The organism is Caulobacter sp. GW821-FHT12A07 (assembly GCF_058807655.1).
Genome location: NZ_JBXAQX010000007.1, coordinates 76,842 through 101,973, shown reverse-complemented (window position 1 = coordinate 101,973; position 25,132 = coordinate 76,842). Strand labels below are relative to the sequence as shown.

Here is a 25,132-nt window from a genome sequence, read left to right as displayed (position 1 = left end):
TTTAGTCCGGTCTCGCGTTGCGCCGCGAAGGGGTCGGGCGTAAAGACCGCCGCAATCCTGAAACCGGTCCTTTCCAGGGGAGTCCAAGACCATGTCGCTCGAGTCCGCCGCCCTGCGGCGCATCGCACCTTCGGCCACCATCGCCATCAGCGCCAAGGCGCGCGCGCTGAAAGCCGCCGGTCGCGACGTGATCGCCCTCTCCGCCGGCGAACCGGACTTCGACACCCCGGACAACATCAAGGACGCGGCCATCGCCGCCATCAAGGCCGGCCACACCAAGTACACCGACCCGGACGGCATGCCCGCGCTGAAGCAGGCGATCTGCGACAAGTTCAAGCGCGAGAACGGCCTGGAGTACAAGCCGAGCCAGGTGCACGTCGCTCCGGGCGGCAAGCCGGTGATCTACAACGCCCTGGTCGCCACCCTGAACCCGGGCGACGAAGTGATCATCCCCGCGCCGTACTGGGTGTCGTATCCCGACATGACCCTGCTGGCCGGCGGCACGCCCGTCTCGGTCGAGACCACCGCCGAGAGCGGCTTCAAGATCACGCCGGAAGCGCTGGAAGCGGCGATCACGCCCAAGTCCAAGTGGCTGATCATCAACAGCCCGTCCAACCCCTCGGGCGGCGCCTACACCCGCGCCGAACTGCAGGCGATCGCGGACGTGCTGCTGCGCCACCCGCAGGTCTGGGTGCTGACCGACGACATGTACGAGCACCTGGTGTTCGACGACTTCGAATTCACCACCATCGCCCAGGTCGAGCCCAAGCTCTATGACCGCACCCTGACGATGAACGGCGTCTCGAAGGGCTATTCGATGACCGGCTGGCGCATCGGCTACGCCGCGGGTCCCGAAGCGCTGATCAAGGCCATGGGCAAGATGATCAGCCAGACGACGTCCAACCCCTGCTCGATCTCGCAGTGGGCGGCGCTGGAGGCCCTGAACGGCACGCAGGACTTCATCAAGCCGAACGCCAAGCTGTTCCAGGAACGCCGCGACCTGGTGGTGTCGATGCTGAACCAGGCCCAGGGCCTGCACTGCCCGACCCCGGAAGGCGCCTTCTACGTCTATCCGTCCTGCGCCGGCGTGATCGGCAAAACGGCCCCCTCGGGCAAGGTCATCGAGACCGACGAGGACTTCGCCGGCGAACTGCTGGAAGCCGAGGGCGTGGCGGTCGTGCACGGCGCGGCCTTCGGCCTGTCGCCGTTCTTCCGCATCAGCTACGCCACCAGCAACGACGTGCTGGAAGACGCCTGCCAGCGCATCCAGCGCTTCTGCGCCAGCGTGAAGTAGGCGTTCAGAGCCTCAGATCGATCGAAGGGGACCGGCCGATGGCCGGTCCCCTTTTTCGTTGAGCCTGCGTCCCTCAGTGCTTTTCGCGCCAGCGGGCCTTGGCGTCTTCCTGGGTGAGGCTCAGGTGCACCGCGTCGTCGTCGACATAGTCGACCCACGACAGCGGGATCATGTGGTGCTTGAGGCCGCCGCCGAGGTCGAACTTGGCCAGTTCGATCTCGGTGCCGACCACGTGGTCGACCCGGCCGACGTGCTTGCCGTCCGATCCGACGACTTCCAGATGTTCGTGGATTTGAGATGCATCCATCATGGATGTGTCCTCCCATCGGCCGCGCCGTCATAGCGCGGCCCTGACCGCATCAACGGCCGTGGACGACCGTTGGTTTCCCGATTGCCGAGGCCTCGCGTTCGCCATACGTTCGCTGGCGAGACCCGCGAAAGAGACGGGTCCCAGGAGACGCCGCCATGCTCACCCTGTTTCACGCGCCGCGCTCGCGCTCGACCCGCTTCCTCTGGCTGCTGGAGGAACTGGGCGCGCCCTACAAGATCGAGAAGGTCGACATCTTCCGCAGCACCACGGGCACGGGCGCGCCCGACCCGCGCAACCCCCATCCGCACGGCCAGGTGCCGGCCCTGCTGGACGACGACGTGCTGATCACCGAAAGCGCGGCCATCGCCCTCTACCTGACCGACAAGTTCCCGACCGCGGGCCTCGGGCCCATGATCAGCGACCCGCATCGCGGCCCCTATCTCAGCTGGCTGGCCTATTACGCCGGCGTGCTGGAGCCGGCGGTGACCAATCTCTGGAAGAAGCGGCAGGACGACCAGGACAAGGCCCAGTACGCCGCCCTCGACGAGCGCCTGCGCACCACCCTGGAAACGCAGCCCTGGCTGCTGGGCGAGCATTTCTCGGCGGCCGACATCCTGTTCGTCAGCCTGCTGCAGTTCGCCCGCCAGATGCTGCCGCCCCACGCCGTCTATGACGCCTGGCTGGCCCGGGCCAACGCCCGTCCCGCCCTCGCCCGCGCCCTGACCAAGGACGACCTCTCCTGATGAAGAAAGCCGCCCTGCTCGCCGCCGCGCTTCTTACGCTCGCGTCGCCCGCCTTCGCCGGCCGCATCGACGCCGCGCTCAGCGACGACGCCATCACCGTGACGGAAGACGGCAAGACCGCCCTCGTCTACCGCACCAAGCCGCTGGACCCGGCCAAGGAGCCGGGCCGCGCCAACTACGTCCACCCGCTCTACGCGCCGGACGGAACGGTGCTGACCGAGGATCGCCCCGCCGACCACCTGCACCAGCGCGGGGCGTTCTGGAGCTGGCATCAGGTGCTGGTGAACGGCAAGAGCGTCGGAGACGGCTGGTTCATGCAGGGCCTGAGCTTCCACGTGCACGACCGCGGCTTCGAGGGCGACGCGGCCGGGCGCGGGATCGTGACGATCAAGGCCGACTGGCTGGTCAATTCGGGGCCGGAGGTGGTCTACGCCGCCGCCGAGACCACCAAGGTCACCGTCCATCCGCTGAAGGGCGGCGCGCGGCGGATCGACTTCGACACGACCATCACCGCCCGCACCGACACCCTGGCCCTGGGCGGCAGCGACGACGCCAAGGGTTATGGCGGCTTCTCGATCCGCCTGATCCGTCCCGACGCCCTGGTGTTCGGCTCGGGCGGCAAGCAGGTGAAGCCGCAGAACGAACCGGTCGAGGCCGGCAAGGCCATGGGCTTCGCCTGGTCATCGGCCGCGAGCGGCTCTGGCGTTCCGGCCTGGACCGTGGGGCTGAGCTGCAAGGCGAACGACAAGCCGGTCACCCGCTGGATCCTGCGCAACGAGCTCTCCATGCAGAACTGCGTCTTCCCCGGACGCGCGCCCTATGTGATCAAGAAGGGTGAAAGCCTGCGCCTGCAGGAGACCCTGATCATCCGCCCGGCCAGCAAGCGCGCTCCCAAGCCCGCCGCAGCGCCGAAGCCCTGAAGACCGCAAGACCGAACCCATGGCCGAGATCCTCAACCTCAACCAGGCCCGCAAGGCCAAGGCCAAGACCGACGCCAAGCAGGTCGCGGCTGAGAACCGCGCCCGCTTTGGCCGCACCAAGGCCGAAAAGACCCTCGACGCCGCCCGCGCCGAGAAGCTGTCGCGCACGCTGGACGGCGCGAAACGCGAGGAATGACGGAGCCGTTCTTCCGCACGCGGCGGGCGGAATCGTTTTCCGGCCAGGAACGAAAGTTCGCCGAACTGGCGCTCTACGTCGTCGGAATCGGCGCCTTCCATATGCTACGCCGCAAGGCCTCAGCCGCGCCTTCCTCCCTGACCGAATGACCAAGCCGCCCAGTTCTCCCTGGCCGTTCCAGGCCCTGGCCGTCCGCTTCGCGCCGATTCTGGTCGCCGTCATCGGCTGGAACACGATCTGGACCTGGGCGACGCCGCTCGATCCGGCCTGGACGCCGCCGCCGCGCGACAAGACGGTGCTGACGATCGGCGTGCTGAGGAGCCCCACCGACAAGCCCCAGGCCGACGGCTACGACTACGAGACCGTCGATGGCCGCCGCCTGCGCCTGCGCTGCGCGCCGGTCGGCGCGGCGGCCGACGACTGCCTGAACGGCGGCGGACGGCTGGGCGATCATGCGGGCCGCTACGCCACCGTGCGCTATTATGAACTGGCCGCAGGTCCCGGCGGCGCGCCCCGGCGCGTGCTGCTCGGCGCCAAGTCCGGCGCGGACTGGCTGCTGCGGCCCGAGGACCAGAAGGCGCGGCTGGCCGCGCAGGCCAAGAGCGAAAAGAACCGCAAGGTGCATTGGCGGGCGGCGATCTCGGCGGCCCTGACCCTGGCGGCCGGCTTCATCGGGTTTCTGCTCTACCGCCGCTTCCGGCGCTGAGCCCTCACCGCAGAACGAGGTAGCGCGCGCCCTTGGGCAGGGCGTCACAGCAGCCGATCACCGGCGCCGTCGGTACCGGCGGCGGCGCCGCCTGGCTCTTCCAGGCGGCGATCAGGCGTTCGATCGCCCACACCCAGCCGAACGTGGTTTCCTTATGGGTCTTGTGGAACTCTTCCATGATCGCGCCTCCTGACGCCTTTCAATGTCAGGAAGATCGGCTTGATCGCGGCCCGCGACAAACGCGGTTCGCTGAGCTATGGATAAGCCAGACTTATGGCAGACATCCTTGCATCCGTTCCGCTCGGCGCCGTGCGCGCCTTCGAAGCCGCCGCCCGGCTGAAGAGCTTCACGCGCGCCGCCGACGAGCTGGGCGTCACCCAGGCCGCTGTCAGCTGGCAGGTGAAGGCGCTGGAGCAGCGGCTGGGCCAGGCGCTGTTCGTGCGCAAGGTGCGCGAGGTCGATCTCACCCCGGCCGGCGAGCGGCTGTCACGGGCGGCGACCGAGTCGATGGGCCTGCTGCGCTCGGCCTTCGCCGACCTGATCGAGGCGGACGAGGGCGTGCTGGCCCTGACCACCATGCAGAGCCTGGCCAGCCATTGGCTGGCGGCGCGTCTGGGCGCGTTCCAGCTGGCCCATCCGCGCATCGCCGTGCGCCTCGACACCACCTCGGCCATGCGCGACCTGACGCGCGGCGAGGCCGACCTGGCCCTGCGCGCCGGAAACGGCGACTGGCCGGGCCTGACCGCCCACTTCCTGATGCCCTTCGTGCAGACGCCGCTGTGCTCGCCGGACTTCCTGGCCCGGATGGGCGGCTTCGAGCGCCCCGCCGACCTGCTGGACGCGCCCCGCATTGGCTCGCCCGGCGAATGGGCCGTTTGGTTCGCCGCCGCCGGCGTCACGCCGCGCGAGGGAGCCGAGGCGCCGCGCCTGGCCGCCGACGCCCAGTCGGTGGAAGTGGCCACGGCGCTCGCCGGCCAGGGCCTGGCCCTGGGCTCGCCGATCTTCTTCGCGCCCGACATCGCCGCCGGACGCCTGGTGCAGCCGTTCGACATCGCGCCCCGCTACGGCGGCGGCTATTGGCTGGCCTATCCGGAGGAGCGCCGGCGCGTGCGCAAGATCGCCGCCTTCCGCGACTGGCTGCTGGAAGCGGTCGCCGCCGACCCGGCCGTCGCCCGCTACAGGGACATCGCCTGACCTGATCAGGCGGCCCGATGGAAGTGCTGGCGCAGGTCCGCTGGAATGGCCTCGTAGGTGGTCGGCGGAACGATGCGCAAGGTTCGCCGGGCCTCATTCAGCGGCATGGCGAACAGGGCCGGATAGTCGACCTCGGGCAACCAGGCGGCCTTGCGCCCCGCCCGCCAGGCCTCGCGCACCGCGCGGCCGTAGGGCTGGCCGTCCTTCAGGCGGCGAAACTCGCGGGTGCCGGCCAGGGCGATCAAGGCGAAGCCCAGGCTGCGGGTCTGGGCGTAGGAGAAGGCCACGACGCAGACCTCGCCCAGAGCGTCGGTCCCGTAGCCGGTCAGCACGTGCCAGACGTCGTGCACGTCGCGCAGGCGGCGGGCGTACCAGAGCAGCGGGTGGGCCGCGTCCATGTCGGCGTCGGCGACCTTGCGGCTCTCGTCGGCCAGACCCTCGGCGGTCAGGCCGCGCGGGGCGATGAAGTCGCGATAGGCCGCGCCCACCGTCCCCGGCTCGAACCGCGCCAGCCAGGCCGCGTCCGACAGCCGGTCGGCGAATTCCTCGCGGCGATAGGCGATCGCCCCGCCCTGCGGCGTCTTCAGCAGGCGGGCGTAGCCACGAGGGATCGCGCGGCCGGAAAGCGCCCGCATGATCTCGAACACCTGGGCGGTGTCCTCCTTGTCGGCGATCAACCGGCGGACGGCGCGAAACGCCCGCAAAGGCTGCAAGCGGAAGCTCGCATCGCGGGCGCCGAGCGGCGGACGCGCCGAACCGGCGTCAAGGGCTTGCGCGGCTGCGTTCATCAGGCATGCTCCCGGCGTGACGTGAGTAAAGATGACACGACGTCATTTTTATTCAAGGGCCGAACAGGCGATCACAGGGGACCCACGTCGATGGGCAGTCTGAAAAAGCGATCGGTGAACCTCGCGGGCCACGCCACCTCTCTGGCGCTGGAGCCAGAGTTCTGGGCCGCGCTGGAGCGCATCGCCAAGCAGGACGCCGTCAGCATCGCGGCCCTGATCCAGCGCATCGACGTCGGCCGCGCCGATCGGCCGCTGGCCTCGGCGTGTCGGGTGTACGCGCTGGAACGGGCTGGGGGCTAACCCCCTCCGGCCCTCCGGGCCACCTCCCCCAGAGGGGGAGGATTTCGAGATGCTCCCCCTCTGGGGGAGCTGTCGCGAAGCGACTGAGGGGGTCCCCCTACCCCGGCCGCGGAACCGGCGCCGGCAGCGGCTCGGGATTGGGCGTCGGCATGGTCGGCGGCGCGAGGTTCGGCAGCCGCAGTTCGGCCAGATCCGGCCGCACGGCCAGCAGGCCCGAGTTCCAGATCGCGTAGATCAGCAGCGCGACGAACAGCAGGACGGCCAGCATGGCCGCTCCACTCCACGCGCCTTCGTGATGATGTCCATGATGGCGAGCCATGCCCGCCTCCTTCCGTTAGCCCGGCGCCTTGGGCGCTTCGGGGACCTTCGGCGCGTCCGGCAGCTTGGGCGCGGAGGCCGAGATGTCGACGTCCACCGTCTTCTTCTGCGTGAAGCCGCCGGAGAACATCATGAAGGCCAGCACCGCGACGATCACCACCAGGGCGCCGACGATGAAGGCCAGACCCGCGTTGCCGCCCGATTTGGTTTCTTCCGCCATTCTTCCTGCTCCTGCTTCGTCCCTGCGGATCAACGGGAGCGTCGCGGCCGGAGTTCCCTAAGCGGGCGCCACGGGGCTTAAGCCGGAGGAAGTTTGTGCTACATATGTTCCCATGTCTTCCGGCTTCGACTCGACCGACCCTCTCGGCGACCTCCCCGCTCCGCGCATCTCCGACCTGGCCCGTCCGCAGGCTCCCGGCGGCGGCGGACCCGCGCCCGACTACCTGAACGGCCTCAACACCGAGCAGCACGAAGCGGTCGTCACCACCGAGGGCCCGGTCCTGGTGCTGGCCGGCGCCGGCACCGGCAAGACCCGGGTGCTGACCACGCGCCTGGCCCACATTCTCGCCACCGGCCGCGCCCGGCCGTGGGAGATCCTGGCCGTCACCTTCACCAACAAGGCCGCGCGCGAGATGCGCGAGCGGATCACCCACATCATCGGCCCGGAGGCCGAGGGCCTGCGCTGGCTGGGCACCTTCCACTCGGTGGCCGCCCAGATCCTGCGCCGCCACGCCGAACTCGTCGGCCTGAAGTCGAACTACACGATCATCGACACCGACGATAACGAGCGGCTGCTCAAGCAGCTGATCGAGGCCGAGAACATCGACGCCAAGCGGTGGACGCCGCGCATCCTGTCGGGCCTGATCGACGCCTGGAAGAACCGCGGCTGGACGCCCGACCGCGTGCCGCCGTCCGAGGCCGGCGAGTTCGCCAACGGCAAGGGCATCAGCCTCTATCGCCAGTACCAGGAGCGCCTGCGCATCCTGAACGCCTGCGACTTCGGCGACCTGCTGCTGCACAACATCACGATCTTCACGGGTAACCCCGACGTGCTGGCCGACTTCCAGCGCCGCTTCCAGTACGTGATGGTCGACGAGTACCAGGACACCAACGTCGCCCAGTACCTGTGGCTGCGCCTGCTGGCCCAGGGCCGCCAGAACGTCTGCTGCGTGGGCGACGACGACCAGTCGATCTACGGCTGGCGCGGAGCGGAGGTCGACAACATCCTGCGCTTCGAGCGCGACTTCCCCGGCGCCAAGGTGGTGCGGCTGGAGCGCAACTACCGCTCGACCGAGCACATCCTGGCCGCCGCCTCGACCCTGATCACCGCCAACAAGGGCCGCCTGGGCAAGACCCTGTGGACCGAGGCGACGGGCGGCGAGAAGGTCAAGGTTTCGGGCGTCTGGGACGGCGAGGCCGAAAGCCGGATGGTCGCCGACGAGATCGAGAAGGCCAAAAAGGCCGGCCGCCGCTACAACCAGATGGCCATTCTGGTGCGCGCCTCGTTCCAGATGCGGGCCTTCGAAGAACGCTTCGTGATGCTGCAGATCCCCTACAAGGTGGTCGGCGGTCCGCGGTTCTTCGAGCGGGCGGAAATCCGCGACGCCCACGCCTATCTGCGCCTGATCCAGTCGCCGGACGACGACCTGGCCTTCGAGCGCATCGTCAACACGCCCAAGCGCGGCATCGGCGACACCTCGGTGCAGAAGCTGCTGCAGATCGCGCGCGGCGAAGGCATCTCCACCGTCGAGGCGGCCCGGGTGATCATCGGCAGCGACGACCTGCCGGCCCGCACCCGCACGGCGCTCTCCAACTTCATCCGCGACCTCGACCGCTGGCGGGCGCAGATCGGGAACATGCATCACCAGCGGGTGCTGGAGATGGTGCTGGAGGAAAGCGGCTACACCGACGCCCTGCGCCTCGACAAAGGCCCGCAGAGCCAGACGCGGCTCGAAAACCTCAAGGAACTGGTCCAGTCGATGGGCCAGTTCGACAGCCTGGAGGCCTATCTGGAGCACGTGTCGCTGGTCATGGACCTCGACCGCGAGGCCACCGGCGACGCCGTCTGGATCATGACCCTGCACTCGGCCAAAGGGCTGGAGTTCCCGCTGGTCTTCCTGCCCGGCTGGGAGGAAGGCGTGTTCCCCAGCCAGCGCAGCATGGACGACAAGGGCGAGAAGGGCCTCGAGGAAGAGCGGCGGCTGGCTTACGTTGGCATCACCCGCGCCCGCGAGGAGGCCCGCATCAGCTTCGTGGCCAACCGGCAGGTCTATGGCCGCTGGACCTCGCAGCTCCCCTCCCGCTTCGTCGACGAACTGCCGCTGGAGCACGTCGATGCGGGCTCGGAGACCGGCTATTACGGCGGCGGTCCGGGCATGCAGCAGACGGCCTCGTCGCGCTGGGACGATCCGGGCACGAGCGCCTTCCAGAGCGGCAGCTACGACAGCCCAGGCTGGAAGCGGGCCCAGGACCGGGTGCAGGCGCGCGGCTTCGCCGAAAAGGGCGGCGGCCACGCGGCCTGGCGCGGCGGAGGCTCGGCCGCGCGGTCCAAGCCGATCGAGGGTGAAGGCCGCCTCGTCGCCGTCTCGGCCCCGACCAACAGCGCCTACAGCCGCGGCGACCGCGTGTTCCACGTCAAGTTCGGCTACGGCAAGGTCGCTTCGATCGAAGGCAACAAGCTGACCGTCAACTTCGACAAGGCCGGCGAGAAGAAGGTCATCGACAGCTTCGTCGAGAAGGCCTGATGGCGGCGGGGGCCAAGCGCGGGATCAATCCCGACAGCCCCCTCGCCCGGCTGATCGCCGGGCCGATGCGCCCCGGCCGCCTGGCCTGGATCGGCCTGAGGCCCGCCCGCCGCGCGACGTTGGTCGCTGTCGAACGGGCGGAGGTCACGCTCGTGGCCGGTCTCGTGGGCGACCACTATGCCGGCCGGCCCGGCGGTCCGCGCCAGGTGACGCTGATCCAGGCCGAGGACCTAGCCGCCATCGCCGGCTTCCTCGGCCACAGCGAACCCGCCTCCCCCTTCGAACTGCGCCGTAACCTGGTGGTCGAGGGGATCAACTTGTTGGGCCTGTCCGACAAGCGCTTCCGGGTCGGGGCCGTGCTGCTGGAAGCCACCGGCGGCTGCCACCCATGCAGCCGCATGAACGAGATTCTCGGCGAGGGCGGCTACAACGCCGTGCGCGGCCGCGGCGGCCTGACCGCCCGGGTCATCGAGGGCGGCGAGATCGCGGTGGGCGATGCGGTGAGGGTTTCCTCCTAAGGCGGATCGACATTCGGCGTTTGAGACGAAAACCTCGTCCTTCGACGAGCTCAGGATGAGGTTTCTCTGCTGCCTGGGCCTGTAAATGGTCCTCATCCTGAGCTTGTCGAAGGACGAGGACCACGCACCGAGCCTGAATGTCGATTGGCCCTAGGCCGTCACCGGCTCCGGCGTCGCCTTGGCCTTGGCCGCGGGCTTCCTGCGGCGCTTGGGCAGGCCCGAGGGATTGCCCCAGAAGGTGACCACCGCCAGCGTGCCCAGCAGGGTCAGGGCCAGGCCCGAGACGGTCATCACCAACCGGTAGGCCAGGCCGCCGACCTTGGCCGCGTGCAGCGGGAAGTCGGCGTTGGTGATCCGCGAGCCCAGCGGCATGGCCTGGGCGTCGCGCGCGGCGACCATCTTGCCCGTGGCCGGGTCGAACCAGGCCATGCTGCGGCCGTTGGGCAGCCACTCGGCCTGCTGTCGCAGGCGGATGGCGACCAGGCCGCCGGTCTTGGCCGGCAGGCCGATGGTCCGCACCTCGGCGCCCGGGAAGCGGGCCTGGGCCTGACCGATCACCACGGCCCAGTCGAGGTCCTTGGCCAGCTTGCCGCCCTTGATCTTCGGCGCGGCGGCGGCCTTCTCCATCACCGCCGGCGACGAGAACGGCGCGCGCAGGGCCTGCGAGAACCACTTGAGATTCATGGTCGCGCCGGTGGCCAGCGACAGGATCAGCAGCGGCGCCACCAGCACCCCGAGGTCGCGATGGTGGTGGACGATGGCCGCCCGCTTGGCCATCCGCGGCCAGAGCCGCAGATGGAACATCCGCCGGGTCGGCCACCACAGGATCAGGCCCGTGACCACGAAGCCCAGGCCGACAAGCCCCGCGATCCCGCCGACGATCTCGCCCGTGTCGCCGGCGAAGAGATGGTGGTGCAGGTCGAACAGCCAGATCTCCGGCCGCGCCCAGTTGCTGGTCCAGGCCTGGACGATCGCGCCGTCCTGGTCGGCATAGGCCCCCTTCTCGGTCTCGCCGGGATAGGACAGCTTGTGCAGGCCCTTGCGCTCGCTCGCCAGGACAATGGAACGCGGGCGGTCCTGCGCGGCGAAGATCCGCGTCGCGGCGGCGGCCAGGGTCGCGGTGTCCTGCCGCTGGGCGTCGGCCGCGTGGGGCACGGTGGCGCGCAGGAAGGCGTCCTCGTGCACCAGCAGCGCGCCGGTGAAGCCGAGCACGGCCAGCAGCAAGCCGATCAGCCCGCCGGCCCAGCGATGCAGGAGCCGCAGCGTCTTCATCAGAAGCGCGCTTCCCAACCCAGCGTCGCGGTGCGGCCGCGGCCGGCGTAGAACTTGTCCTTGGCCGGCAGCACGGTGTCGGAGTTGTAGGTGATGTACTGCTCGTTCAGCAGGTTCTGGACCCCCAGCGACAGCGCCCCCACCGGCAGCTCGTAGCGGGCGAAGGCGTCGACCAGGGTGTAGCCCGAGAAGTCGTCCTTCACGAGGGCGTGGCTCATGTCGCGTTGCAGGTAGGACTGCACCTGCAGGCGCAGGGTCAGCTTGCCGGCGCGGTAGTCGGCCGCCAGGTTGACCCGGTCGGGCGAGATGTTGGCGCCGTCGAGATCGGTGTCGAGCTTGCCGTCGCCGTTGGCGTCGGTCTCGCCGCGCAGGCGGGCGTAGCCGGCCGAGACGCCGAGGCCCGGGACCGGGGTCCTGGCCTTGACGTTCAGCTCCAGGCCCTCGATCGCCACCTTCTGGCGCTGCACGTCGAAGATGCCGCCGGTGTTCTTGACAAGCAGCTGGCCCAGCTTCGACGACGACCAGAAATAGGCGACGCTGGCGTCGAACGGCCCGCGCTTCCACTCGCCGCCGATCTCGCGGTTGTTCGACACGATCGGCTCGATGTTGAGGTAGCTGTCCACGTCCACGCCGTTGACGTTGATGCTGCGCAGGATCCGGCCGACGTCCGGCACGGTGTAGCCCTCGGCGTAGCTGGCGTAGAGGCGCAGGCCCGAGGCCGGCTCCAGCACGATCCCGCCGTTGGCCAGGGTCGACTTGAACTCCGGATCGCCGCCCGCGACCTTGCGCGAGCCGTAGGAGGCCAGGGTCGTGAAGTCGTCGACCTTCAGCTGGACGTTCTCGAAGCGCAGGCCGCCGGCCAGGCGCAGCTTGCCGTCCAGCAGGGCGTAGTTGCCCTGCACGAAGGGCGCGACGCTCTGGAACTTGGTCGGCGGCACCCAGGCGCGGCCGGTGGCGATCAGCAGCTGCTCGGTGCGGTCGTTCATGGCGTCGAGGCCGACGGTGGCGGTCAGGCCCTCGATGCCCGGCACCTCCCGCTCGTAATTCAGGCGCGCGCCCAGCTTGCGCGAGCGGTTCGACGACTGGTCGAACAGCGTGCCCGACGGGGCGATGCTGACGTCCTGGAAGGTGGCGTTGCGGTCGCCGCCGAAGGTGTCGCGCGAGCGGTTGAAGAACACCTGGGCGGTGAAGTCGCCGCCGAGCACTTCGCCGCTGGTCAGCGAGGCCGACAGGGTCTCGACCCGGTTGGCGGCCGGCTTGCCCGGAACCGGGCCGCGCACCGAGGTGGTGGGCAGGCGGGTGGCGCGATTGCCGTCGGTCACCGCCGCGGCCGTGCCCGTGACGGTCACGTAATCGCCGTCGCCCTTCAACTCGAAGCGGTTGGCGACCACGTCCAGGCGGGTGGTGTCGCCCAGTTGCCAGCCGAAACGGCCGAACACCGACAGGCTCTTGGAGTCCTGGACGTCGCCCTGGGTGTTGTCCATGCCGATGCGGCGGCCGTCGGCGTCGTAGAAGGCGCCGCGGGTCTCGTAGGCCACGCCGCCGGTGGCGTCGAACGCGCCCCCGCGCCAGGCCAGAAGGCCCGCGACCTTGCCGCCGACGCTGTCGCCCAGGTCATGGCCGATCGTGCTCTGCACCAGGGTGCGGCCCGAGACGCCGTCGTTCTTGGGCGGGCCGACCGTCACCTGGTTGACCACGCCGCCGGTGGCGCCGATGCCCTGCAGGGCGTTGGAGCCGTATATCAGCTCGACCCGGTCCACGAAGAACGGATCGATGGTGTAGCCGTCGCGCGAGCCGTCGCGGATCGGGGTCGACTGCGGGATGCCGTTGATGGCGTAGAGCGGCGAGCGGCCGCGCAGGCTCTCGCCCGAGCCCGACAGCTTCTGGCGGGTCGGCGAGAACGACGGCGACAGGGTCGACAGGGCGTCGACGATCGAGCCGCTGATGGCCACCTGCTGGTTCAGCGCCTCGGCGCCGACCACGTCGACGGTCAGCGGCAGGGCCGTGACCGGCAGCTTGGTGCGGGCGGCCGTGACGACCACCTGTTCGACGTCGTCAGCTTTAGGCGCCTGGGCGTGGGCGCCGGCGGCGATCGACAGCGCCGCCAGGCTGAGCGTCGAGAACAGGGCGCGCCGAGCGGCGGCGCGCGAGAAGCAAAGTCGCATGACCATCCCCAGAAAGAGAGGGCCGGCTATTGACGCAACTGCGACTGAGTTTCAATCCTGAAATACTGCCCGACAGGCGATCAGGCGCTCTAAGTCGCCGGTTCGCACTGCGCCATCGCCGCCATGTCCATGAACATCACCTCCCAGACGTGGCCGTCGGGGTCCTGGAAGCTGGCGCCGTACATCGGGCCCATGTCCATGACCGGCTTCCATTCGCGGCCGCCGTTGGCCAGGGCGTTGGCCAGCAGGGCGTCGACTTCGGCGCGGCTGTCGGCCGACAGGCAGGTCAGGACCTCGGTGGCCTTGAAGGCGTCGGCGATGTCGCCGTTGATGAACTGGCGGAACTTGTCGTGGGTCAGCAGCATGACGTGGATCACGTCGGACACCACCACGCAGGCGGCGGTCTCGTCGGTGAACTGCGGATTGATCGAAAAGCCCAGGGCCTCGAAGAAGGCCTTGGAGCGGTCGAGGTCGGCGACCGGCAGGTTGACGAAGATCATGCGCATGACGCGGCTCCCTAAACTGTGTCGGCCAGAGGACGTTTAGCCCTCGACGCTCCCGACATCCTGCCGGATCTTTTTGTCAGCCCTTCACGCGGGCCGGATTGCCGACCGCCGTCGCGCCGGCCGGCACGTCGCGGGTGACCACCGCCCCGGCCCCGATCACCGCGCCGTCGCCGATGGTGACGCCCGGGACGATGATCGCCCCGCCGCCGATCCAGACGTCCTTGCCGATGGTCACCGGGCGGCCGAACTCCAGCCCCGAACGGCGGGTCTCGGCGTCACGCGGATGGTCGGCGGCGAAGATCTTCACGTGCGGGCCGATCATCGTGCGGTCGCCGATCGTGACCGTGGTCACGTCGAGGATCACGCAGCCGAAGTTCATGAACACCCCGTCGCCCAGCACGATGTTGTAGCCGTAGTCGCAGTGGAACGGCGCGCGGATGTTGGCGCCGAGGCCGACGCTTCCGAACCGCTCCTTCAGCAACGCCATGCGCTGGGCGAGGGTCTGGCCAGGGGCGTTGTAGCGCTCCATCCAGTCCAGCGCCTGCTCCTGGTCGGCGACGATCTCGGCGTCCAGCGGGTCGTAGAGGTCGCCGGCCAGCATGCGCGCTTTGTGGGTGCGATCGTCGGTCAAGGCGGAGCTCCGGCAGATATGGACAGACCCCCGGATGGACCGGCGGCGGCCTGCAAACAATGAAAACCATGCGACGAAGAGGGATATCGCTGCTCGCCCGAGCGACAGGTTCGCGAGACCTCGCGCGATCGCTCGTCCGAAAGTTGCCTGCGCCGCAAGCTCGGCTATTGTCCCGCTTCGAGTAGCGGGGGCGTGAAATGCGAGTCTGGGGTATTGCGGCGACGGCGCTTGTGGCCGCGGCCGGCGTGGCGCATGCGGGATCGAACGTGGTCAAGTACGGGCCCGCCCCGGCCTGGGTCGCGCCGCCGCCCGCCCCGACCGACACGGCCCCGCCCGAAGGCGCCGCCGCCCAGTTCGTCTACAACGACGTGCAGACCCGCCTCGGCGCCGACCACGACGAGTTCTACACCAGCTATCGCATCAAGATCCTCAAGCCCGAAGCCCTGGCCCTGGGCAACGTGATGGCGGTGTGGAACCCGTCGTCCGACGAGATCCGCGTACACATGCTGAAGATCCTGCGCGACGGCCGCGAGATCGACGTGCTGGCCAAGACCAAGTTCGGCGTCATCCAGCGCGAGAACAATCTCGAGGCCGCCGTGCTGGCCGGCGATCTGACCGCCAATCTGCAGGCGCCGGGCCTGCAGGTCGGCGACGAACTGCAATTCGCCGCCACCATCAGCCGACGCGACCCGACCCTGGGCGACCGCTCGCAGGGCGGCATGATGCTGCCCTCGGTCGGCGCGGCCGGCACCTATCGCACCCGGCTGGTCTGGCCGGTCGATCGGCCGCTGCAATGGTCGGCCTCGCCGGACCTGGGCAAGCTGGAGCCCGTGCGCCAGGGCGCCGACAACGTGCTGACCCTGGAGATGCGCGATCCCAAGAGCGCCATCGCCGCCGACGGCGCGCCGCTGCGCTACAACATCCGCCGCCTGGTGCAGTTCAGCAGCTTCGGCGGCTGGAGCGAGGTGTCGAATCTGCTCTGGCCGATCTACGACAAGGCCGCCCAGCTGGCGCCGACCTCGCCGATCAAGGCCGAGGCGGCCAGGATCGCCGCCGCCCACAAGGACCCGACGGCCCGCGCAGCGGCCGCCCTGGCCCTGGTCCAGGAGCAGATCCGCTATGTCTATATCGGCCTGGACGACGGCAATTATCGTCCGGCCTCGGCCGAGGACACCTGGTCGCGGCGGTTCGGCGACTGCAAGGCCAAGACCGTCCTGCTGCTGGCCCTGCTGCGCGAACTGGGGATTGAGGCCGAGCCGGTCCTGATCCAGAGCCAGAACGACGACGGCCTCGACAAGCGCCTGCCGATGGTCAGCGCCTTCGACCACATCCTGGTGCGCGCCGTCATCGGCGGCCGCGCCTACTGGCTGGACGGCACGCGCATGGGCGACCTGGACCTCAAGTCCATCCCCGAGCCCGACTTCCACTGGTTCCTGCCCGTCCGCGCCGGCGCGACCAGCCTGACCGCCTTCAAGCCCGAGGCGCCGCTGCTGGCGCAGGAAGGCTTCCTGCTGGAGATCGACGCCTCGGCCGGCTTCGACGCCCCGGCCAAGGTGACCGCCGAGAACATCGTCCGCGGCGACCAGGCCTTCGCCTTCAAGACCGCATTGGCCCAGCTCTCCAAGGACGACGCCGACCGCGCCCTCAAGGGCTATTGGAGCAAGGCCAACGACTGGGTCGAGCCCGAGACCGTCAGCTGGACCTACGACGCGGTCCGCAAGCAGATGCTGCTGACCATGACCGGCGAAGGCGAACTCGACTGGGAAGGCGACGCGACCGACGGCCGCACGTTCGACATCCCCAGCGCGGGCTTCAGCCCGCCCTCGCCCTACAAGAGGCCCAAGGAGCAGGACCAGACCGCCCCCTGGCTGACCGAATTCCCGATCTATCGGCGCTGGACCACCCTCATTCGCCTGCCGCCGGAAACCGACGGCTGGAAGTGGAGCTTCATGGCCAGTCCGGTCGACGACCGGCTGGGCGGAACCGCCTACTGGCGCCAGGCCGACCTGGAGCGCGGCGTCATGCGCACCACCATGACCCGCCGCGTCTACGAGCCCGAGGTCTCGGCCGAAGAGGCCAAGCTGCTCAACAAGAAGCTTCCGAAGTTCGACAACAAGGTTTCGCGCATCTTCCAGTACCGCGCGGCGGACGAAGGTCCCGACAGGCCGGCCGAGGAGACGGCCCAGGATCCCGCCAACCTGGTGGGGATCGGCGCCTACTACCAGACCACGGGCAAGCCGGAGAAGGCGCTCGCCGCGGCCGACAAGGCTCTGGCCAAGAGCCCCGGCTTCCGCCCCGCCGTCCGCCTCAAGGCCCTGGCGATCGCCACGACCTCGCCGGCCAAGGGCCTGGCCTTCGTCGACAAGGCGCTGAAGACCGACGACGACCCGGTGCTGGCGATCCAGCGCGGCGGGATCCTGGCCGGTCTTGGCCAGACCGACGCCGGCCTGGCGGCGATGGAGGCGACGTTGGCGTCGCGCGACGACGAGCTGGAGGTCGCAGAGGCCTTCGCCGATACGGCCCAGGCCGTGGGCCGCAGCGACCTCGCGCTGAAGGGCGCCGAGCGGGCCGTGAAACTGGCGCCCGACAACATCGTCGCCCTGCGCCGCCGGGCCGCGCTCAACATCCAGCTGGGCCACATGGAGGCCGCGCTCGCCGACTTCGAGACCGCCGTGCGCCTGCAGCCGGAGGACCCGATCAACCTGCGCAACCGGGCCTACGCCCTGCGTCGCCTGGGCCGGACCGACGAGGCCCTCGCCGATCTCGACGAGGCTTTGCGGATGAACCCGGTCGACATCGACAACCTGGACGCCAAGGCCCTGGCCCTGCGCGCCGCTGGCCGCGGCGCCGAAGCGGCCGCGCTGTACGACGCCTCGATCGCACGTCGTCGCGACGGCTGGGCCCTCAACAGCCGCTGCTGGGAGCGCGCCCTGGCCAATGTCGAGCTGAAGGGCGCCGAGAGCGACTGCGCCGAAGCGGTCAAGCTAGAGCCCAAGGACGCCGCCTATTGGGACAGCTACGCCCTGGTGGCGCTGCGCGACGGCCGCTTCGACGTCGCCCTGCAACGCTACGACCAGGCCCTGAAGCTGGCGCCGCGGCAGGCCGCCAGCCTCTATGGGCGCGGCCTGGTGAAGCTGCGCCGGGGCGACGAGGCCGGCGGCCGCGGCGACATCGCCGCCGCCAAGGCCCTGAGCGCCAAGGCCGGCGACGAACTGGACGAGGCGGGCCTGGCGCCCGCCGCCAAGGGCGACTGACGGTTCAGGCCTCGCCCAAACCTTCGCCCAGGCCTTCACCAAGCCGCTCGGCCAGGGCGGCGACGAACAGGCGGACCTTGAGCGGGGCCAGGCGGGCGGTCGGATAGACGGCCCAGATCGACCAGCCGGGCAAGGCGGCGTCGGCCAGCGGCAGCTCGACCAGGCGGCCGTCGACGACCTCGTCGCGCACGTCCCAGGCCGACAGCGGGGTGATCCCCAGCCCGCCGAGACAGGCCTGGTGCAAGCCTTCGATGCCCGAGGCGGTGAAGCGGCCGGCGACCTTCTGCTGCACGGCCCGGCCGCCGGCCTCGAACGACCAGTGGGTGGTTCCGCTCATCGCCAGGCACTCGTGCTCGGCCAGATCGGCCAGGCGGGCCGGCGCCCCGCGACGCTCCAGATAGGCCGGCGCGGCGTAGAGGGCCCGGGGATTGCCGGCCAGCCGGCGGGCGACCAGCGAGTTGTCGCGCAGGGGCGCGATGCGGATGGCCAGATCCAGGCCCGCGGCGACGATGTCGACCACGCTGTCGGTCAGCAGCAGGTCGACGCTGACCTCGGGATTGGCGTGCATGAACGCCGCCGCCGCCGGGGCCACGACCTTGCGGCCGAAGGCGGCCGAGGCGGTGACGCGCAACAGGCCCGAGGCCCCGGCGTCGGACGGCCGGATCGCGGCGCGGGCGGCGGCCTCGCCCTCCAGCATGGCCTGGGCGTGGGGCAGGAACGCCTCGCCCTCGGGGGTCAGCGACAGGGCCCGGGTGGTGCGGTGGACGAGGCGCGCCCCGACCTCCTGCTCCAGGGCCGCCATCCGGCGCGAGGCGGCCATGGGCGTGACGCCCAACCGACGGGCCGCGCCCGCCAGGCTGCCGGCCCGCGCGGCCTCCACGAAGACGCCGACGTCCGCGAGATCCATTCTATCGAATTCCGTTATGCCGACTTAACGCAAGACCGTACTATAAACGGATCGGGGATACTCTATATAGCCGGGCGACTGACACGGAACGCCGCCCCCTCCCCCTCGCCGGGCGGCCTGGAGCCGATCATGAGCACAGCCGCCCTTCCCGCCGACACGTCCAACACCCACGCCCTGGGCAAGGGCCTGACCTTCGCCATGGCCGCCGCGGCGGGCCTGGCCGTGGCCAACATCTATTACAACCAGCCGATGCTGGGCCTGATCGAGCGCGACCTGCCCGGCCCGCTGACCGCCTTCGTGCCGACCGCCACCCAGCTGGGCTACGCCGCCGGCCTCTTCCTGCTGACGCCGCTGGGCGACCGGGTGGAGCGCAAGAGCCTGATCGTCGTGCAGTTCCTGGTGCTGGCCCTGGCCCTGGTCGCCGCCGCCCTGGCGCCAAACACCGGCCTGCTGCTGGTCGCCTCGCTGCTGGTCGGGGCCGGCGCGACCGTGGCCCAGCAGATCGTGCCCTTCGCCGCCCACCTGTCGGCGCCCGAGCGGCGCGGCCAGACCGTGGGCGTCGTGATGTCGGGCCTGCTGTGCGGCATCCTGCTGTCGCGCACCCTGGCCGGCTTCGTCGGCGCGCACGGCGGCTGGCGGGCGATGTTCTGGCTGGGCGCGCCGATCGCCCTGGCCGCCGCCGGCCTGATGGCCCTGGCCCTGCCGCGCAGCAAGCCGGACGCCGACCTCACCTACGCCGGTCTGCTCGGCTCGCTGGGCAAGCTGTGGCGCGAATTCCCCGCCCTGCGCCTGGCGACCCTGACCCAGGCCAGCCTGTTCGCCGCCTTCACCGCCTTCTGGACGATCCTGGCCTTGCAGCTTCAGGCCCGCTTTCACCTGGGCGCGGACGTCGCCGGCCTGTTCGGCATCGTCGGCGTGGTCGGCGTGCTGGCCGCCCCGATCGCCGGACGCGTCGCCGACAAGCGCGGTCCGCACCTGACGATCGCCCTGGGCGCCGTGCTGACCCTGGCCTCGTGGATCCTGTTCGGGACCTGGATCTCGATCGCCGGCCTGATCGCGGGCGTCGTCCTGCTCGACTTCGCCATCCAGGGGGCGCTGGTCTCCAATCAGCACCTCGTCTACGCGCTGCGGCCCGAGGCCCGGGCGCGGCTCAACACCCTGTTCATGGGCGGGATGTTCCTGGGCGGCGCGGCCGGCTCGGCGGCGGCGGCCGCTGCCTGGAACCTCGGCGGCTGGAGCAGCGTGGCCCTGATGGGCGCGGGCTTGGCGGCGGTGGCCAGCGTGTTGCAGGTGACGAGCCTGAAGGGGCGGAAGGGCTGAATTCCATCTCGCCTACCCCACGGTCGTCATCCCGGCCGCAGCGCGTAGCGGAGAGCCGGGATGACGACGCAGGTGGAACTCAATCCACCGAGTGCTCGACCGCCAGCGCCAGGTCCAGCGCCCGGGCGGCTTCCTCGCCGGTGACCACCGGACGCGGGGCCTCGCCGCGCACGGCCTTTAGGAAGCCGGCGACGCTCTGGCCCAGGGGGTCCTTGCCGGCCGGGGTCTCGGTGAAGTCCTCGATCAGCGGGAACGGCGTGGTGTTGCGGAAGGTGCGGGCGAGGAAGTCGATCTCGACCTCGCCCGAGGGGTAGACCACCTTCATCGTCCGCTCGCGGGCCTGCGCCACGCGCGAACTGTCGAACACGGCGGTGAACCCATTGGCGAAAGTGGCTTCGACCTTCACCCAGTCCAGGCCGTAGCCGCGCGCGGCCTCGCCCTCGCCTTCCACGGCCACCGGATCGGCGGCGCACAGCGCCAGGGCCAGGTCGATGTCGTGGATCATCAGATCGAGCACCACCGAGACGTCGAGATTGCGGTCCGACGGCGTGCCGCGACGCACCGCTTCCAGGCGCAGCGGCTGCTCGGGGATGTCGAGCAGGCCCATGGCCTGGAACACCACCCGCTCCTGGTGGCCGCAGGCCAGAGCCACGCCGGACTTGGCGGCGGCGGCGATCAGCGCGTCGGCGTCTTCCGGCGACACGGCCAGGGGCTTTTCGGAATAGACCGGCTTGCCGGCCTTCAGCGCCGCCAGCGCCGCCTTGGCGTGGTGCACGGCCGGGGTGGCGACGGTGACGACGTCGACCGCGGCCAGGAAGGCGTCCATGTCGTCATAGGCCTTGGCGCCCAACGGGCCGGCCAGAGCTTGCGCGCGCGCCAGGTCGATGTCGAACACGCCGACCAGATCGACGCCCGGCAGCTCGGCGTATTTCTTCGCGTGGTAGCCACCGAACACGCCGGCGCCGACAACGCCGGCCTTCAGGGCTTTGACTTGAGCATCTTGGGTCATGGGCGCTGTCTCTAGCCGCTTCGGGATGCCGCGAAAAGCTTTGGCGGGCGACGCGGACCAGCGCTAAACATTCGTTTGAACCAGAACACAAAGGCCCAAAAGCCAGAAAAGGGAGGTCGCCATGACCACGTCGCGTGAGATCCGCCTCAAGAGCCGTCCCGTCGGCGTGCCGACCGCCGAGAACTTCGAACTGGCCAGCGTCGACCTGCCCCCGCCCGGCGACGGCGAGATCCAGGTCAAGAACCTCTACATGTCGGTCGATCCCTACATGCGCGGCCGCATGACCGACCGGAAGAGCTACGTGCCGCCGTTCGAGCTGGGCAAGGCCCTGCAAGGCGGCGCGGTCGGCGAGGTGACGGCCTCCAACGATCCGGACTTCAAGGTCGGCGACCTGGTCAGCTCGATGTTCGGCTGGCGCGAGGCCTACAACGCCCATCCGAAAGCCCTGGCGGCCGCCGGGCCGATGGGCGGGATCATGAAGCTTTCCACCCACGGCATGCCGCCCCAGGCGTTCCTGGGCGTGGCCGGCATGCCCGGCATGACCGCCTATGCCGGCCTTCTGCGGGTGGCCGGGCTGAAGGAAGGCGACGTCGTCTTCGTCTCGGCCGCCGCCGGCGCGGTGGGCTCGGTCGTCTGCCAGATCGCCAAGATCAAGGGCCACACGGTGATCGGCTCGGCCGGCGGACCGGAGAAGGTCGCCTTCCTCAAGTCGATCGGCGTCGACCACGTGATCGACTACAAGGCCACGCCCGACGTGGTCGCGGAACTGGCCAAGGTCGCCCCCAAGGGCATCGACGTCTATTTCGAGAACGTCGGCGGCGCGCACCTGGAGGCGGCCCTGAACTCGGCCCGGCCGTTCGGTCGCTTCGCCCTGTGCGGGATGATCTCGCAGTACAACGACACCGGCCGCCCGACCGGCCCGGCCAACATCATCCAGGCGGTGGGCAAGAGCCTTCGCCTCGAAGGCTTCATCGTCTCCAACCACTACGACCTGTTCCCCGCCTTCGTGCGCGACATGGCCGACTGGATCGGTTCGGGGAAGCTGACCTGGAAGGAGACCGTGCTGGAAGGCGTCGACCGCGCGCCCGAGGCGTTCATCAAGCTGTTCTCAGGCGAGAACCTCGGGAAGATGCTGGTGAAGCTGTAGGGGGGCGAAGGCCCCCTCAGTCGGCTTCGCCGACAGCTCCCCCATAGGGGGAGCATCTGCGGCTTAGATCCTCCCCCTCTGGGGGAGGTGGCCCGGAGGGCCGGAGGGGGTTCACCGCCCCCGCATCTCCGTCAGTTCCCAGCCTTCGCCAACCGCGACCTTGCGAAATTTGAACGTCACCCGCGCGCCGGGTTCGAGCGGGGCTTCGGCCAGGACGTCGCCATAGGCCTGGAAGGTCGTGCGGCCGGCCGGCAGCGGCGCGGCGCTCGCGCCGTCGTGATCGAGCGTGAGAACCTGGCCGTCGACCGTGGCGATCACGCCTTGAGTCTCGTGCTCGGGGGCGATCGAGATCGGCGGCGCGGGCCGGGCGGCGGGCGGCGTGGCGCTGTCGCCCTTCGAAGCCGGCCCGCAGGCGGCCAGGCTCGCAACCGCGAGAAACGCCAAAACTGCCTTGAACTTCATAGCCTTACCCAATCTCATAGCGACTTCCGGCCGCGCCATTGCGCGCATTTGCACAGATTTTTCACCGCACCTGCGAAATCGATCACATTTTCGATAGCGATTTCGTGATCGAAGTTTTACTCTAGATGCGTCGGCGGTTCCTCCGCCGGACTTCGTGCAACGCCAGACCCCTCCCTGAACGCAACCGATCCCTAGCGGACCGGAGGCGTCCCGTGAAGGCGTTCGGCGTGAAATCGAAGCTCTGCATTTCGTCCGACCACGGTCGGATCACCGAGACGGAACCGATGACCGAACGCGGCGCCTTCTTCGACCTGGCCACCTCCACCCCGGTGGCCTTCGAAACCGTGATCTCTCCGCGCGACCGGGTCGAAATCCCGACCGAGGCGCCGCTGGCCATGCCGGTCCAGCCGCTGGGCTTCTGGCAGGGCGCGGCTCGCGCCGTCAGCACCCCGGGTTCGGAAACGGTCATGCGCCGCTGGGTGGTGTTCATCGCCACCGCCATCATGGGCGCGGCCGGCTGGAAGGCCACCTTCGACACCGTGGCCCTGGGCGGCGTCACCCGCCTGGAAGCCGTCTGCCTGACCCTGCTGGCCCCGCTGTTCCTGGCGCTCGCCCTGTGGTTCGTCACCGCCGTCGCCGGCTTCGTGGTGCTGCTGCGCACGCCCAAGGATCCGCTGGGCATCGACAGCAGCAAGCCCATGCCCAAGCCGCGCGCCCGCACGGCGATCCTGATGCCGGTCTACAACGAGGACGCCCAGGCGGTGTTCGCCCGCCTGCGGGCCATGGACGCCTCGATCGCCGAGACCGGAAACAGCCGCGCCTTCGACATCTTCATCATCTCCGACACCCGCGACGCCGCCGTGGCCCTGGCCGAGCAGGCCTGCTTCGCCCGCTTCCGTCGCGAGGCCTCAAGCCACGCCTTCTATCGCCGCCGCCCCGACAACGCGGGCCGCAAGGCCGGCAACGTCGCCGACTGGGTCGCCCGCTGGGGCGGCGACTACGAGCACATGCTGGTGCTCGACGCCGACAGCCTGATGACCGGCGACGCCATGGTCCGCCTGGCCGACGCCATGGAGCGTCACCCGGGCGTGGGTCTGATCCAGACCATGCCGACGATCATCAACGGCCAGACCATCTTCGCCCGCACCCTGCAGTTCGCCACCAAGCTCTATGGCCGCGTGGCCTGGACGGGCCTGGCCTGGTGGTCGGGTTCGGAAAGCTCGTTCTGGGGCCACAACGCCATCATCCGCACCAAGGCCTTCGCCCAGACCTGCGGCCTGCCCTCGCTGAACGGCCCCAAGCCCTTCGGCGGCGAGGTGATGAGCCACGACGCCCTGGAAAGCGCCCTGCTGCGCCGCGGCGGCTGGGCCGTGCACCTGGCCCCCTATCTGGAAGGCTCGTACGAGGAAAGCCCCTCGAACCTGCTCGACTTCGCCACCCGCGACCGTCGCTGGTGCCGGGGCAACGTCCAGCACGTGCCGCTGATCGGCCTGCCGGGCCTGCACTGGATGAGCCGCCTGCACCTGGTGATCGGCGTGCTGAGCTACGCCCTGTCGCCGATCTGGTTCGTCGCCCTGTCGGCCGGCGTGATCTCGCGGGCCCTGATGCCCGAGGTCAAGAAGGCCGCCTTCACCATGGCCGACCTGCAGGCCGCCGCCCACGCCCTGATCGACTGGCGCGAGATCCAGGCCACCGCCTGGGCGATGATCATCACCTTCGTGCTGCTGTTCGGCCCCAAGATCATGGGCGCCACCCTGATCTTCATGCGCAAGCACGAGATCAAGGGCTTCGGCGGCCGTCGCCGGGTGATGGCCGGCCTGGGCGTCGAGATGCTGCTCTCGGCCCTGGTCGCCCCTATGCTGATGTTCACCCAGACCCGCGCCCTGGTCGAGATCCTGGCTGGCCGCGTCGGCGGCTGGAGCGCCCAGCGCCGCGACGCCGACAAGGTCGCCTTCAAGGAAGCCTGCGCCGCCATGGGCTGGATCAGCGCCACGGGCCTGGGCCTGGCCGCGATGTTCTGGTTCACGCCGGACCTGCTGACCGCCACCGCCCCGATCCTGGCCGGCCTGATCCTGGCCGTGCCACTGACCATGCTGGGCGCCAGCAAGGCCGCCGGCCTCGCTTTGAAGGCCAACGGCCTGTTCATGACCCCCGACGAGCGCACCCCGCCGGCCATCGTCCGCGCCGCCCTCGGCCCGGTCTGCGAACCGCCGGCCCGCTGGAAGGTCGGCAAGGCCCCGGCCGCGCCGCTGGCGACCGCCGAGCAGAACGCGGCCTGATCACTCTTCGCCCCGATATGAAAAGCCCCGCCCTCACCGGCGGGGCTTTTTGTTTTCGGCCGGCCAGAAACAGCTACTCAAGCTTCGCAACGTCTGGCGGCTCGCCCTCCGGGGGAGTAGAAGCGCGCTTCGTTTGGATTTGACGGAGC

At 69.8% G+C, this 25,132-nt stretch carries 26 protein-coding genes; 14 read left to right on the top strand and 12 right to left on the bottom strand.

Annotated features, from left to right (window positions below; genetic code table 11):
- The first annotated feature begins 91 nt into the window (after nt 1-91).
- Nucleotides 92-1,294 (top strand): pyridoxal phosphate-dependent aminotransferase, encoded by a 1,203-nt coding sequence (locus tag AC1RRS_RS15715; protein WP_487288373.1) that lies wholly within the window; start codon nt 92-94, stop codon nt 1,292-1,294.
- A gap of 73 nt (nt 1,295-1,367) precedes the next feature.
- Here AC1RRS_RS15715 and AC1RRS_RS15710 read toward each other — a convergent pair whose 3' ends face one another.
- A complete protein-coding gene (locus AC1RRS_RS15710; protein ID WP_110119940.1) occupies nt 1,368-1,604 on the bottom strand; it encodes a DUF2171 domain-containing protein in 237 nt (78 codons plus the stop codon).
- Nucleotides 1,605-1,759: 155 nt separating this feature from the next.
- On the opposite strand from AC1RRS_RS15710, the gene AC1RRS_RS15705 reads away from it, so the two are divergent.
- The 5 genes from AC1RRS_RS15705 to AC1RRS_RS15685 are packed head-to-tail and all read left to right on the top strand — an operon-like array spanning nt 1,760 to nt 4,169.
- Nucleotides 1,760-2,347, top strand: a complete 588-nt coding sequence (locus AC1RRS_RS15705) for a glutathione S-transferase family protein (RefSeq protein ID WP_487288374.1) — start codon at nt 1,760-1,762, stop codon at nt 2,345-2,347.
- Complete coding sequence (locus AC1RRS_RS15700) at nt 2,347-3,267, top strand: DUF6807 family protein (RefSeq protein WP_492855946.1); 921 nt, start codon at nt 2,347-2,349, stop codon at nt 3,265-3,267. The genes AC1RRS_RS15705 and AC1RRS_RS15700 overlap by 1 nt, the downstream gene beginning before the upstream one ends.
- A gap of 19 nt (nt 3,268-3,286) precedes the next feature.
- Nucleotides 3,287-3,463, top strand: a complete 177-nt coding sequence (locus AC1RRS_RS15695) for a DUF4169 family protein (protein WP_110119937.1) — start codon at nt 3,287-3,289, stop codon at nt 3,461-3,463.
- Nucleotides 3,460-3,612: a hypothetical protein gene (locus AC1RRS_RS15690; protein WP_492855945.1), complete on the top strand. Its 153-nt coding sequence runs from the start codon at nt 3,460-3,462 to the stop codon at nt 3,610-3,612. The genes AC1RRS_RS15695 and AC1RRS_RS15690 overlap by 4 nt, the downstream gene beginning before the upstream one ends.
- The gene (locus tag AC1RRS_RS15685) at nt 3,609-4,169 is read left to right on the top strand and encodes a hypothetical protein (RefSeq protein WP_492855944.1); all 561 of its coding nucleotides are present in this window, start codon (nt 3,609-3,611) and stop codon (nt 4,167-4,169) included. Before AC1RRS_RS15690 ends, AC1RRS_RS15685 begins: the two co-directional genes overlap by 4 nt.
- 4 nt (nt 4,170-4,173) lie before the next feature.
- On the opposite strand, the gene AC1RRS_RS15680 is transcribed toward AC1RRS_RS15685, so the two are convergent.
- Nucleotides 4,174-4,347: a hypothetical protein gene (locus AC1RRS_RS15680; RefSeq protein WP_492855943.1), complete on the bottom strand. Its 174-nt coding sequence runs from the start codon at nt 4,345-4,347 to the stop codon at nt 4,174-4,176.
- 95 nt (nt 4,348-4,442) lie between these two features.
- Between AC1RRS_RS15680 and AC1RRS_RS15675 the strand changes: the two genes are divergently transcribed.
- The gene (locus AC1RRS_RS15675) at nt 4,443-5,363 is read left to right on the top strand and encodes a LysR substrate-binding domain-containing protein (RefSeq protein WP_492855942.1); all 921 of its coding nucleotides are present in this window, start codon (nt 4,443-4,445) and stop codon (nt 5,361-5,363) included.
- A gap of 5 nt (nt 5,364-5,368) precedes the next feature.
- On the opposite strand, the gene AC1RRS_RS15670 is transcribed toward AC1RRS_RS15675, so the two are convergent.
- Nucleotides 5,369-6,151, bottom strand: coding sequence for a Coq4 family protein (locus tag AC1RRS_RS15670; RefSeq protein WP_492855941.1), 783 nt, complete (start codon nt 6,149-6,151; stop codon nt 5,369-5,371).
- Between the two features lie 90 nt (nt 6,152-6,241).
- On the opposite strand from AC1RRS_RS15670, the gene AC1RRS_RS15665 reads away from it, so the two are divergent.
- Nucleotides 6,242-6,451 (top strand): ribbon-helix-helix domain-containing protein, encoded by a 210-nt coding sequence (locus AC1RRS_RS15665; RefSeq protein ID WP_110121631.1) that lies wholly within the window; start codon nt 6,242-6,244, stop codon nt 6,449-6,451.
- 97 nt (nt 6,452-6,548) lie between these two features.
- Here AC1RRS_RS15665 and AC1RRS_RS15660 read toward each other — a convergent pair whose 3' ends face one another.
- Entirely contained in the window at nt 6,549-6,770 is a 222-nt protein-coding gene (locus AC1RRS_RS15660; RefSeq protein WP_492855940.1) for a hypothetical protein, read from the bottom strand.
- A 15-nt stretch (nt 6,771-6,785) separates the two neighbouring features.
- Nucleotides 6,786-6,989, bottom strand: coding sequence for a flagellar basal body-associated FliL family protein (locus AC1RRS_RS15655; RefSeq protein WP_110121633.1), 204 nt, complete (start codon nt 6,987-6,989; stop codon nt 6,786-6,788).
- Between the two features lie 112 nt (nt 6,990-7,101).
- On the opposite strand from AC1RRS_RS15655, the gene AC1RRS_RS15650 reads away from it, so the two are divergent.
- Both AC1RRS_RS15650 and AC1RRS_RS15645 read left to right on the top strand, forming a co-directional pair.
- Entirely contained in the window at nt 7,102-9,513 is a 2,412-nt protein-coding gene (locus AC1RRS_RS15650; RefSeq protein WP_492855939.1) for a UvrD-helicase domain-containing protein, read from the top strand.
- Nucleotides 9,513-10,031, top strand: coding sequence for an MOSC domain-containing protein (locus tag AC1RRS_RS15645; RefSeq protein ID WP_492855938.1), 519 nt, complete (start codon nt 9,513-9,515; stop codon nt 10,029-10,031). Before AC1RRS_RS15650 ends, AC1RRS_RS15645 begins: the two co-directional genes overlap by 1 nt.
- 150 nt (nt 10,032-10,181) lie before the next feature.
- Here the strand turns inward: AC1RRS_RS15645 and AC1RRS_RS15640 are convergent, their stop codons facing one another.
- The 4 genes from AC1RRS_RS15640 to AC1RRS_RS15625 all read right to left on the bottom strand — a co-directional run bounded on the left by AC1RRS_RS15640 (nt 10,182) and on the right by AC1RRS_RS15625 (nt 14,605).
- Nucleotides 10,182-11,303, bottom strand: a complete 1,122-nt coding sequence (locus AC1RRS_RS15640) for a PepSY-associated TM helix domain-containing protein (protein ID WP_492855937.1) — start codon at nt 11,301-11,303, stop codon at nt 10,182-10,184.
- Nucleotides 11,303-13,468, bottom strand: coding sequence for a TonB-dependent receptor (locus AC1RRS_RS15635; RefSeq protein WP_492855936.1), 2,166 nt, complete (start codon nt 13,466-13,468; stop codon nt 11,303-11,305). The genes AC1RRS_RS15640 and AC1RRS_RS15635 overlap by 1 nt, the downstream gene beginning before the upstream one ends.
- 89 nt (nt 13,469-13,557) lie before the next feature.
- Complete coding sequence (locus AC1RRS_RS15630) at nt 13,558-13,974, bottom strand: VOC family protein (RefSeq protein WP_492855935.1); 417 nt, start codon at nt 13,972-13,974, stop codon at nt 13,558-13,560.
- Between the two features lie 76 nt (nt 13,975-14,050).
- Complete coding sequence (locus AC1RRS_RS15625) at nt 14,051-14,605, bottom strand: sugar O-acetyltransferase (RefSeq protein ID WP_492855934.1); 555 nt, start codon at nt 14,603-14,605, stop codon at nt 14,051-14,053.
- Between the two features lie 197 nt (nt 14,606-14,802).
- Between AC1RRS_RS15625 and AC1RRS_RS15620 the strand changes: the two genes are divergently transcribed.
- Complete coding sequence (locus AC1RRS_RS15620) at nt 14,803-17,859, top strand: DUF3857 domain-containing protein (protein WP_492855933.1); 3,057 nt, start codon at nt 14,803-14,805, stop codon at nt 17,857-17,859.
- Between the two features lie 4 nt (nt 17,860-17,863).
- Here AC1RRS_RS15620 and AC1RRS_RS15615 read toward each other — a convergent pair whose 3' ends face one another.
- On the bottom strand, nt 17,864-18,766 hold the full coding sequence (locus AC1RRS_RS15615; protein WP_492855932.1) for a LysR family transcriptional regulator: 903 nt from the start codon (nt 18,764-18,766) through the stop codon (nt 17,864-17,866).
- Nucleotides 18,767-18,895: 129 nt separating this feature from the next.
- Here AC1RRS_RS15615 and AC1RRS_RS15610 point away from each other — a divergent pair, with 129 nt between their 5' ends.
- A complete protein-coding gene (locus tag AC1RRS_RS15610) occupies nt 18,896-20,086 on the top strand; it encodes an MFS transporter (RefSeq protein ID WP_492855931.1) in 1,191 nt (396 codons plus the stop codon).
- Nucleotides 20,087-20,165: 79 nt separating this feature from the next.
- Here the strand turns inward: AC1RRS_RS15610 and AC1RRS_RS15605 are convergent, their stop codons facing one another.
- Nucleotides 20,166-21,095: a Gfo/Idh/MocA family protein gene (locus AC1RRS_RS15605; protein WP_492855930.1), complete on the bottom strand. Its 930-nt coding sequence runs from the start codon at nt 21,093-21,095 to the stop codon at nt 20,166-20,168.
- 121 nt (nt 21,096-21,216) lie between these two features.
- Between AC1RRS_RS15605 and AC1RRS_RS15600 the strand changes: the two genes are divergently transcribed.
- Nucleotides 21,217-22,242 carry an NADP-dependent oxidoreductase gene (locus AC1RRS_RS15600; RefSeq protein ID WP_492855929.1) on the top strand — a complete coding sequence of 342 codons (1,026 nt, stop codon included), beginning with the start codon at nt 21,217-21,219 and terminating at the stop codon, nt 22,240-22,242.
- A 111-nt stretch (nt 22,243-22,353) separates the two neighbouring features.
- On the opposite strand, the gene AC1RRS_RS15595 is transcribed toward AC1RRS_RS15600, so the two are convergent.
- Nucleotides 22,354-22,704: a copper-binding protein gene (locus AC1RRS_RS15595; RefSeq protein WP_492855928.1), complete on the bottom strand. Its 351-nt coding sequence runs from the start codon at nt 22,702-22,704 to the stop codon at nt 22,354-22,356.
- 284 nt (nt 22,705-22,988) lie between these two features.
- Between AC1RRS_RS15595 and mdoH the strand changes: the two genes are divergently transcribed.
- Nucleotides 22,989-24,983: a glucans biosynthesis glucosyltransferase MdoH gene (mdoH, locus tag AC1RRS_RS15590; protein WP_492855927.1), complete on the top strand. Its 1,995-nt coding sequence runs from the start codon at nt 22,989-22,991 to the stop codon at nt 24,981-24,983.
- Nucleotides 24,984-25,132: the final 149 nt, after the last annotated feature.

Bases quoted from the DNA above. Each gene is read 5' to 3' on its own strand.
- AC1RRS_RS15715 (WP_487288373.1), top strand. From the start codon at position 92: ATGTCGCTCGAGTCCGCCGCCCTGCGGCGCATCGCACCTTCGGCCACC.
- AC1RRS_RS15710 (WP_110119940.1), bottom strand. From the start codon at position 1,604: ATGATGGATGCATCTCAAATCCACGAACATCTGGAAGTCGTCGGATCG.
- AC1RRS_RS15705 (WP_487288374.1), top strand. From the start codon at position 1,760: ATGCTCACCCTGTTTCACGCGCCGCGCTCGCGCTCGACCCGCTTCCTC.
- AC1RRS_RS15700 (WP_492855946.1), top strand. From the start codon at position 2,347: ATGAAGAAAGCCGCCCTGCTCGCCGCCGCGCTTCTTACGCTCGCGTCG.
- AC1RRS_RS15695 (WP_110119937.1), top strand. From the start codon at position 3,287: ATGGCCGAGATCCTCAACCTCAACCAGGCCCGCAAGGCCAAGGCCAAG.
- AC1RRS_RS15690 (WP_492855945.1), top strand. From the start codon at position 3,460: ATGACGGAGCCGTTCTTCCGCACGCGGCGGGCGGAATCGTTTTCCGGC.
- AC1RRS_RS15685 (WP_492855944.1), top strand. From the start codon at position 3,609: ATGACCAAGCCGCCCAGTTCTCCCTGGCCGTTCCAGGCCCTGGCCGTC.
- AC1RRS_RS15680 (WP_492855943.1), bottom strand. From the start codon at position 4,347: ATGGAAGAGTTCCACAAGACCCATAAGGAAACCACGTTCGGCTGGGTG.
- AC1RRS_RS15675 (WP_492855942.1), top strand. From the start codon at position 4,443: ATGGCAGACATCCTTGCATCCGTTCCGCTCGGCGCCGTGCGCGCCTTC.
- AC1RRS_RS15670 (WP_492855941.1), bottom strand. From the start codon at position 6,151: ATGAACGCAGCCGCGCAAGCCCTTGACGCCGGTTCGGCGCGTCCGCCG.
- AC1RRS_RS15665 (WP_110121631.1), top strand. From the start codon at position 6,242: ATGGGCAGTCTGAAAAAGCGATCGGTGAACCTCGCGGGCCACGCCACC.
- AC1RRS_RS15660 (WP_492855940.1), bottom strand. From the start codon at position 6,770: ATGGCTCGCCATCATGGACATCATCACGAAGGCGCGTGGAGTGGAGCG.
- AC1RRS_RS15655 (WP_110121633.1), bottom strand. From the start codon at position 6,989: ATGGCGGAAGAAACCAAATCGGGCGGCAACGCGGGTCTGGCCTTCATC.
- AC1RRS_RS15650 (WP_492855939.1), top strand. From the start codon at position 7,102: ATGTCTTCCGGCTTCGACTCGACCGACCCTCTCGGCGACCTCCCCGCT.
- AC1RRS_RS15645 (WP_492855938.1), top strand. From the start codon at position 9,513: ATGGCGGCGGGGGCCAAGCGCGGGATCAATCCCGACAGCCCCCTCGCC.
- AC1RRS_RS15640 (WP_492855937.1), bottom strand. From the start codon at position 11,303: ATGAAGACGCTGCGGCTCCTGCATCGCTGGGCCGGCGGGCTGATCGGC.
- AC1RRS_RS15635 (WP_492855936.1), bottom strand. From the start codon at position 13,468: ATGCGACTTTGCTTCTCGCGCGCCGCCGCTCGGCGCGCCCTGTTCTCG.
- AC1RRS_RS15630 (WP_492855935.1), bottom strand. From the start codon at position 13,974: ATGCGCATGATCTTCGTCAACCTGCCGGTCGCCGACCTCGACCGCTCC.
- AC1RRS_RS15620 (WP_492855933.1), top strand. From the start codon at position 14,803: ATGCGAGTCTGGGGTATTGCGGCGACGGCGCTTGTGGCCGCGGCCGGC.
- AC1RRS_RS15615 (WP_492855932.1), bottom strand. From the start codon at position 18,766: ATGGATCTCGCGGACGTCGGCGTCTTCGTGGAGGCCGCGCGGGCCGGC.
- AC1RRS_RS15610 (WP_492855931.1), top strand. From the start codon at position 18,896: ATGAGCACAGCCGCCCTTCCCGCCGACACGTCCAACACCCACGCCCTG.
- AC1RRS_RS15605 (WP_492855930.1), bottom strand. From the start codon at position 21,095: ATGACCCAAGATGCTCAAGTCAAAGCCCTGAAGGCCGGCGTTGTCGGC.
- AC1RRS_RS15600 (WP_492855929.1), top strand. From the start codon at position 21,217: ATGACCACGTCGCGTGAGATCCGCCTCAAGAGCCGTCCCGTCGGCGTG.
- AC1RRS_RS15595 (WP_492855928.1), bottom strand. From the start codon at position 22,704: ATGAAGTTCAAGGCAGTTTTGGCGTTTCTCGCGGTTGCGAGCCTGGCC.
- mdoH (WP_492855927.1), top strand. From the start codon at position 22,989: ATGACCGAACGCGGCGCCTTCTTCGACCTGGCCACCTCCACCCCGGTG.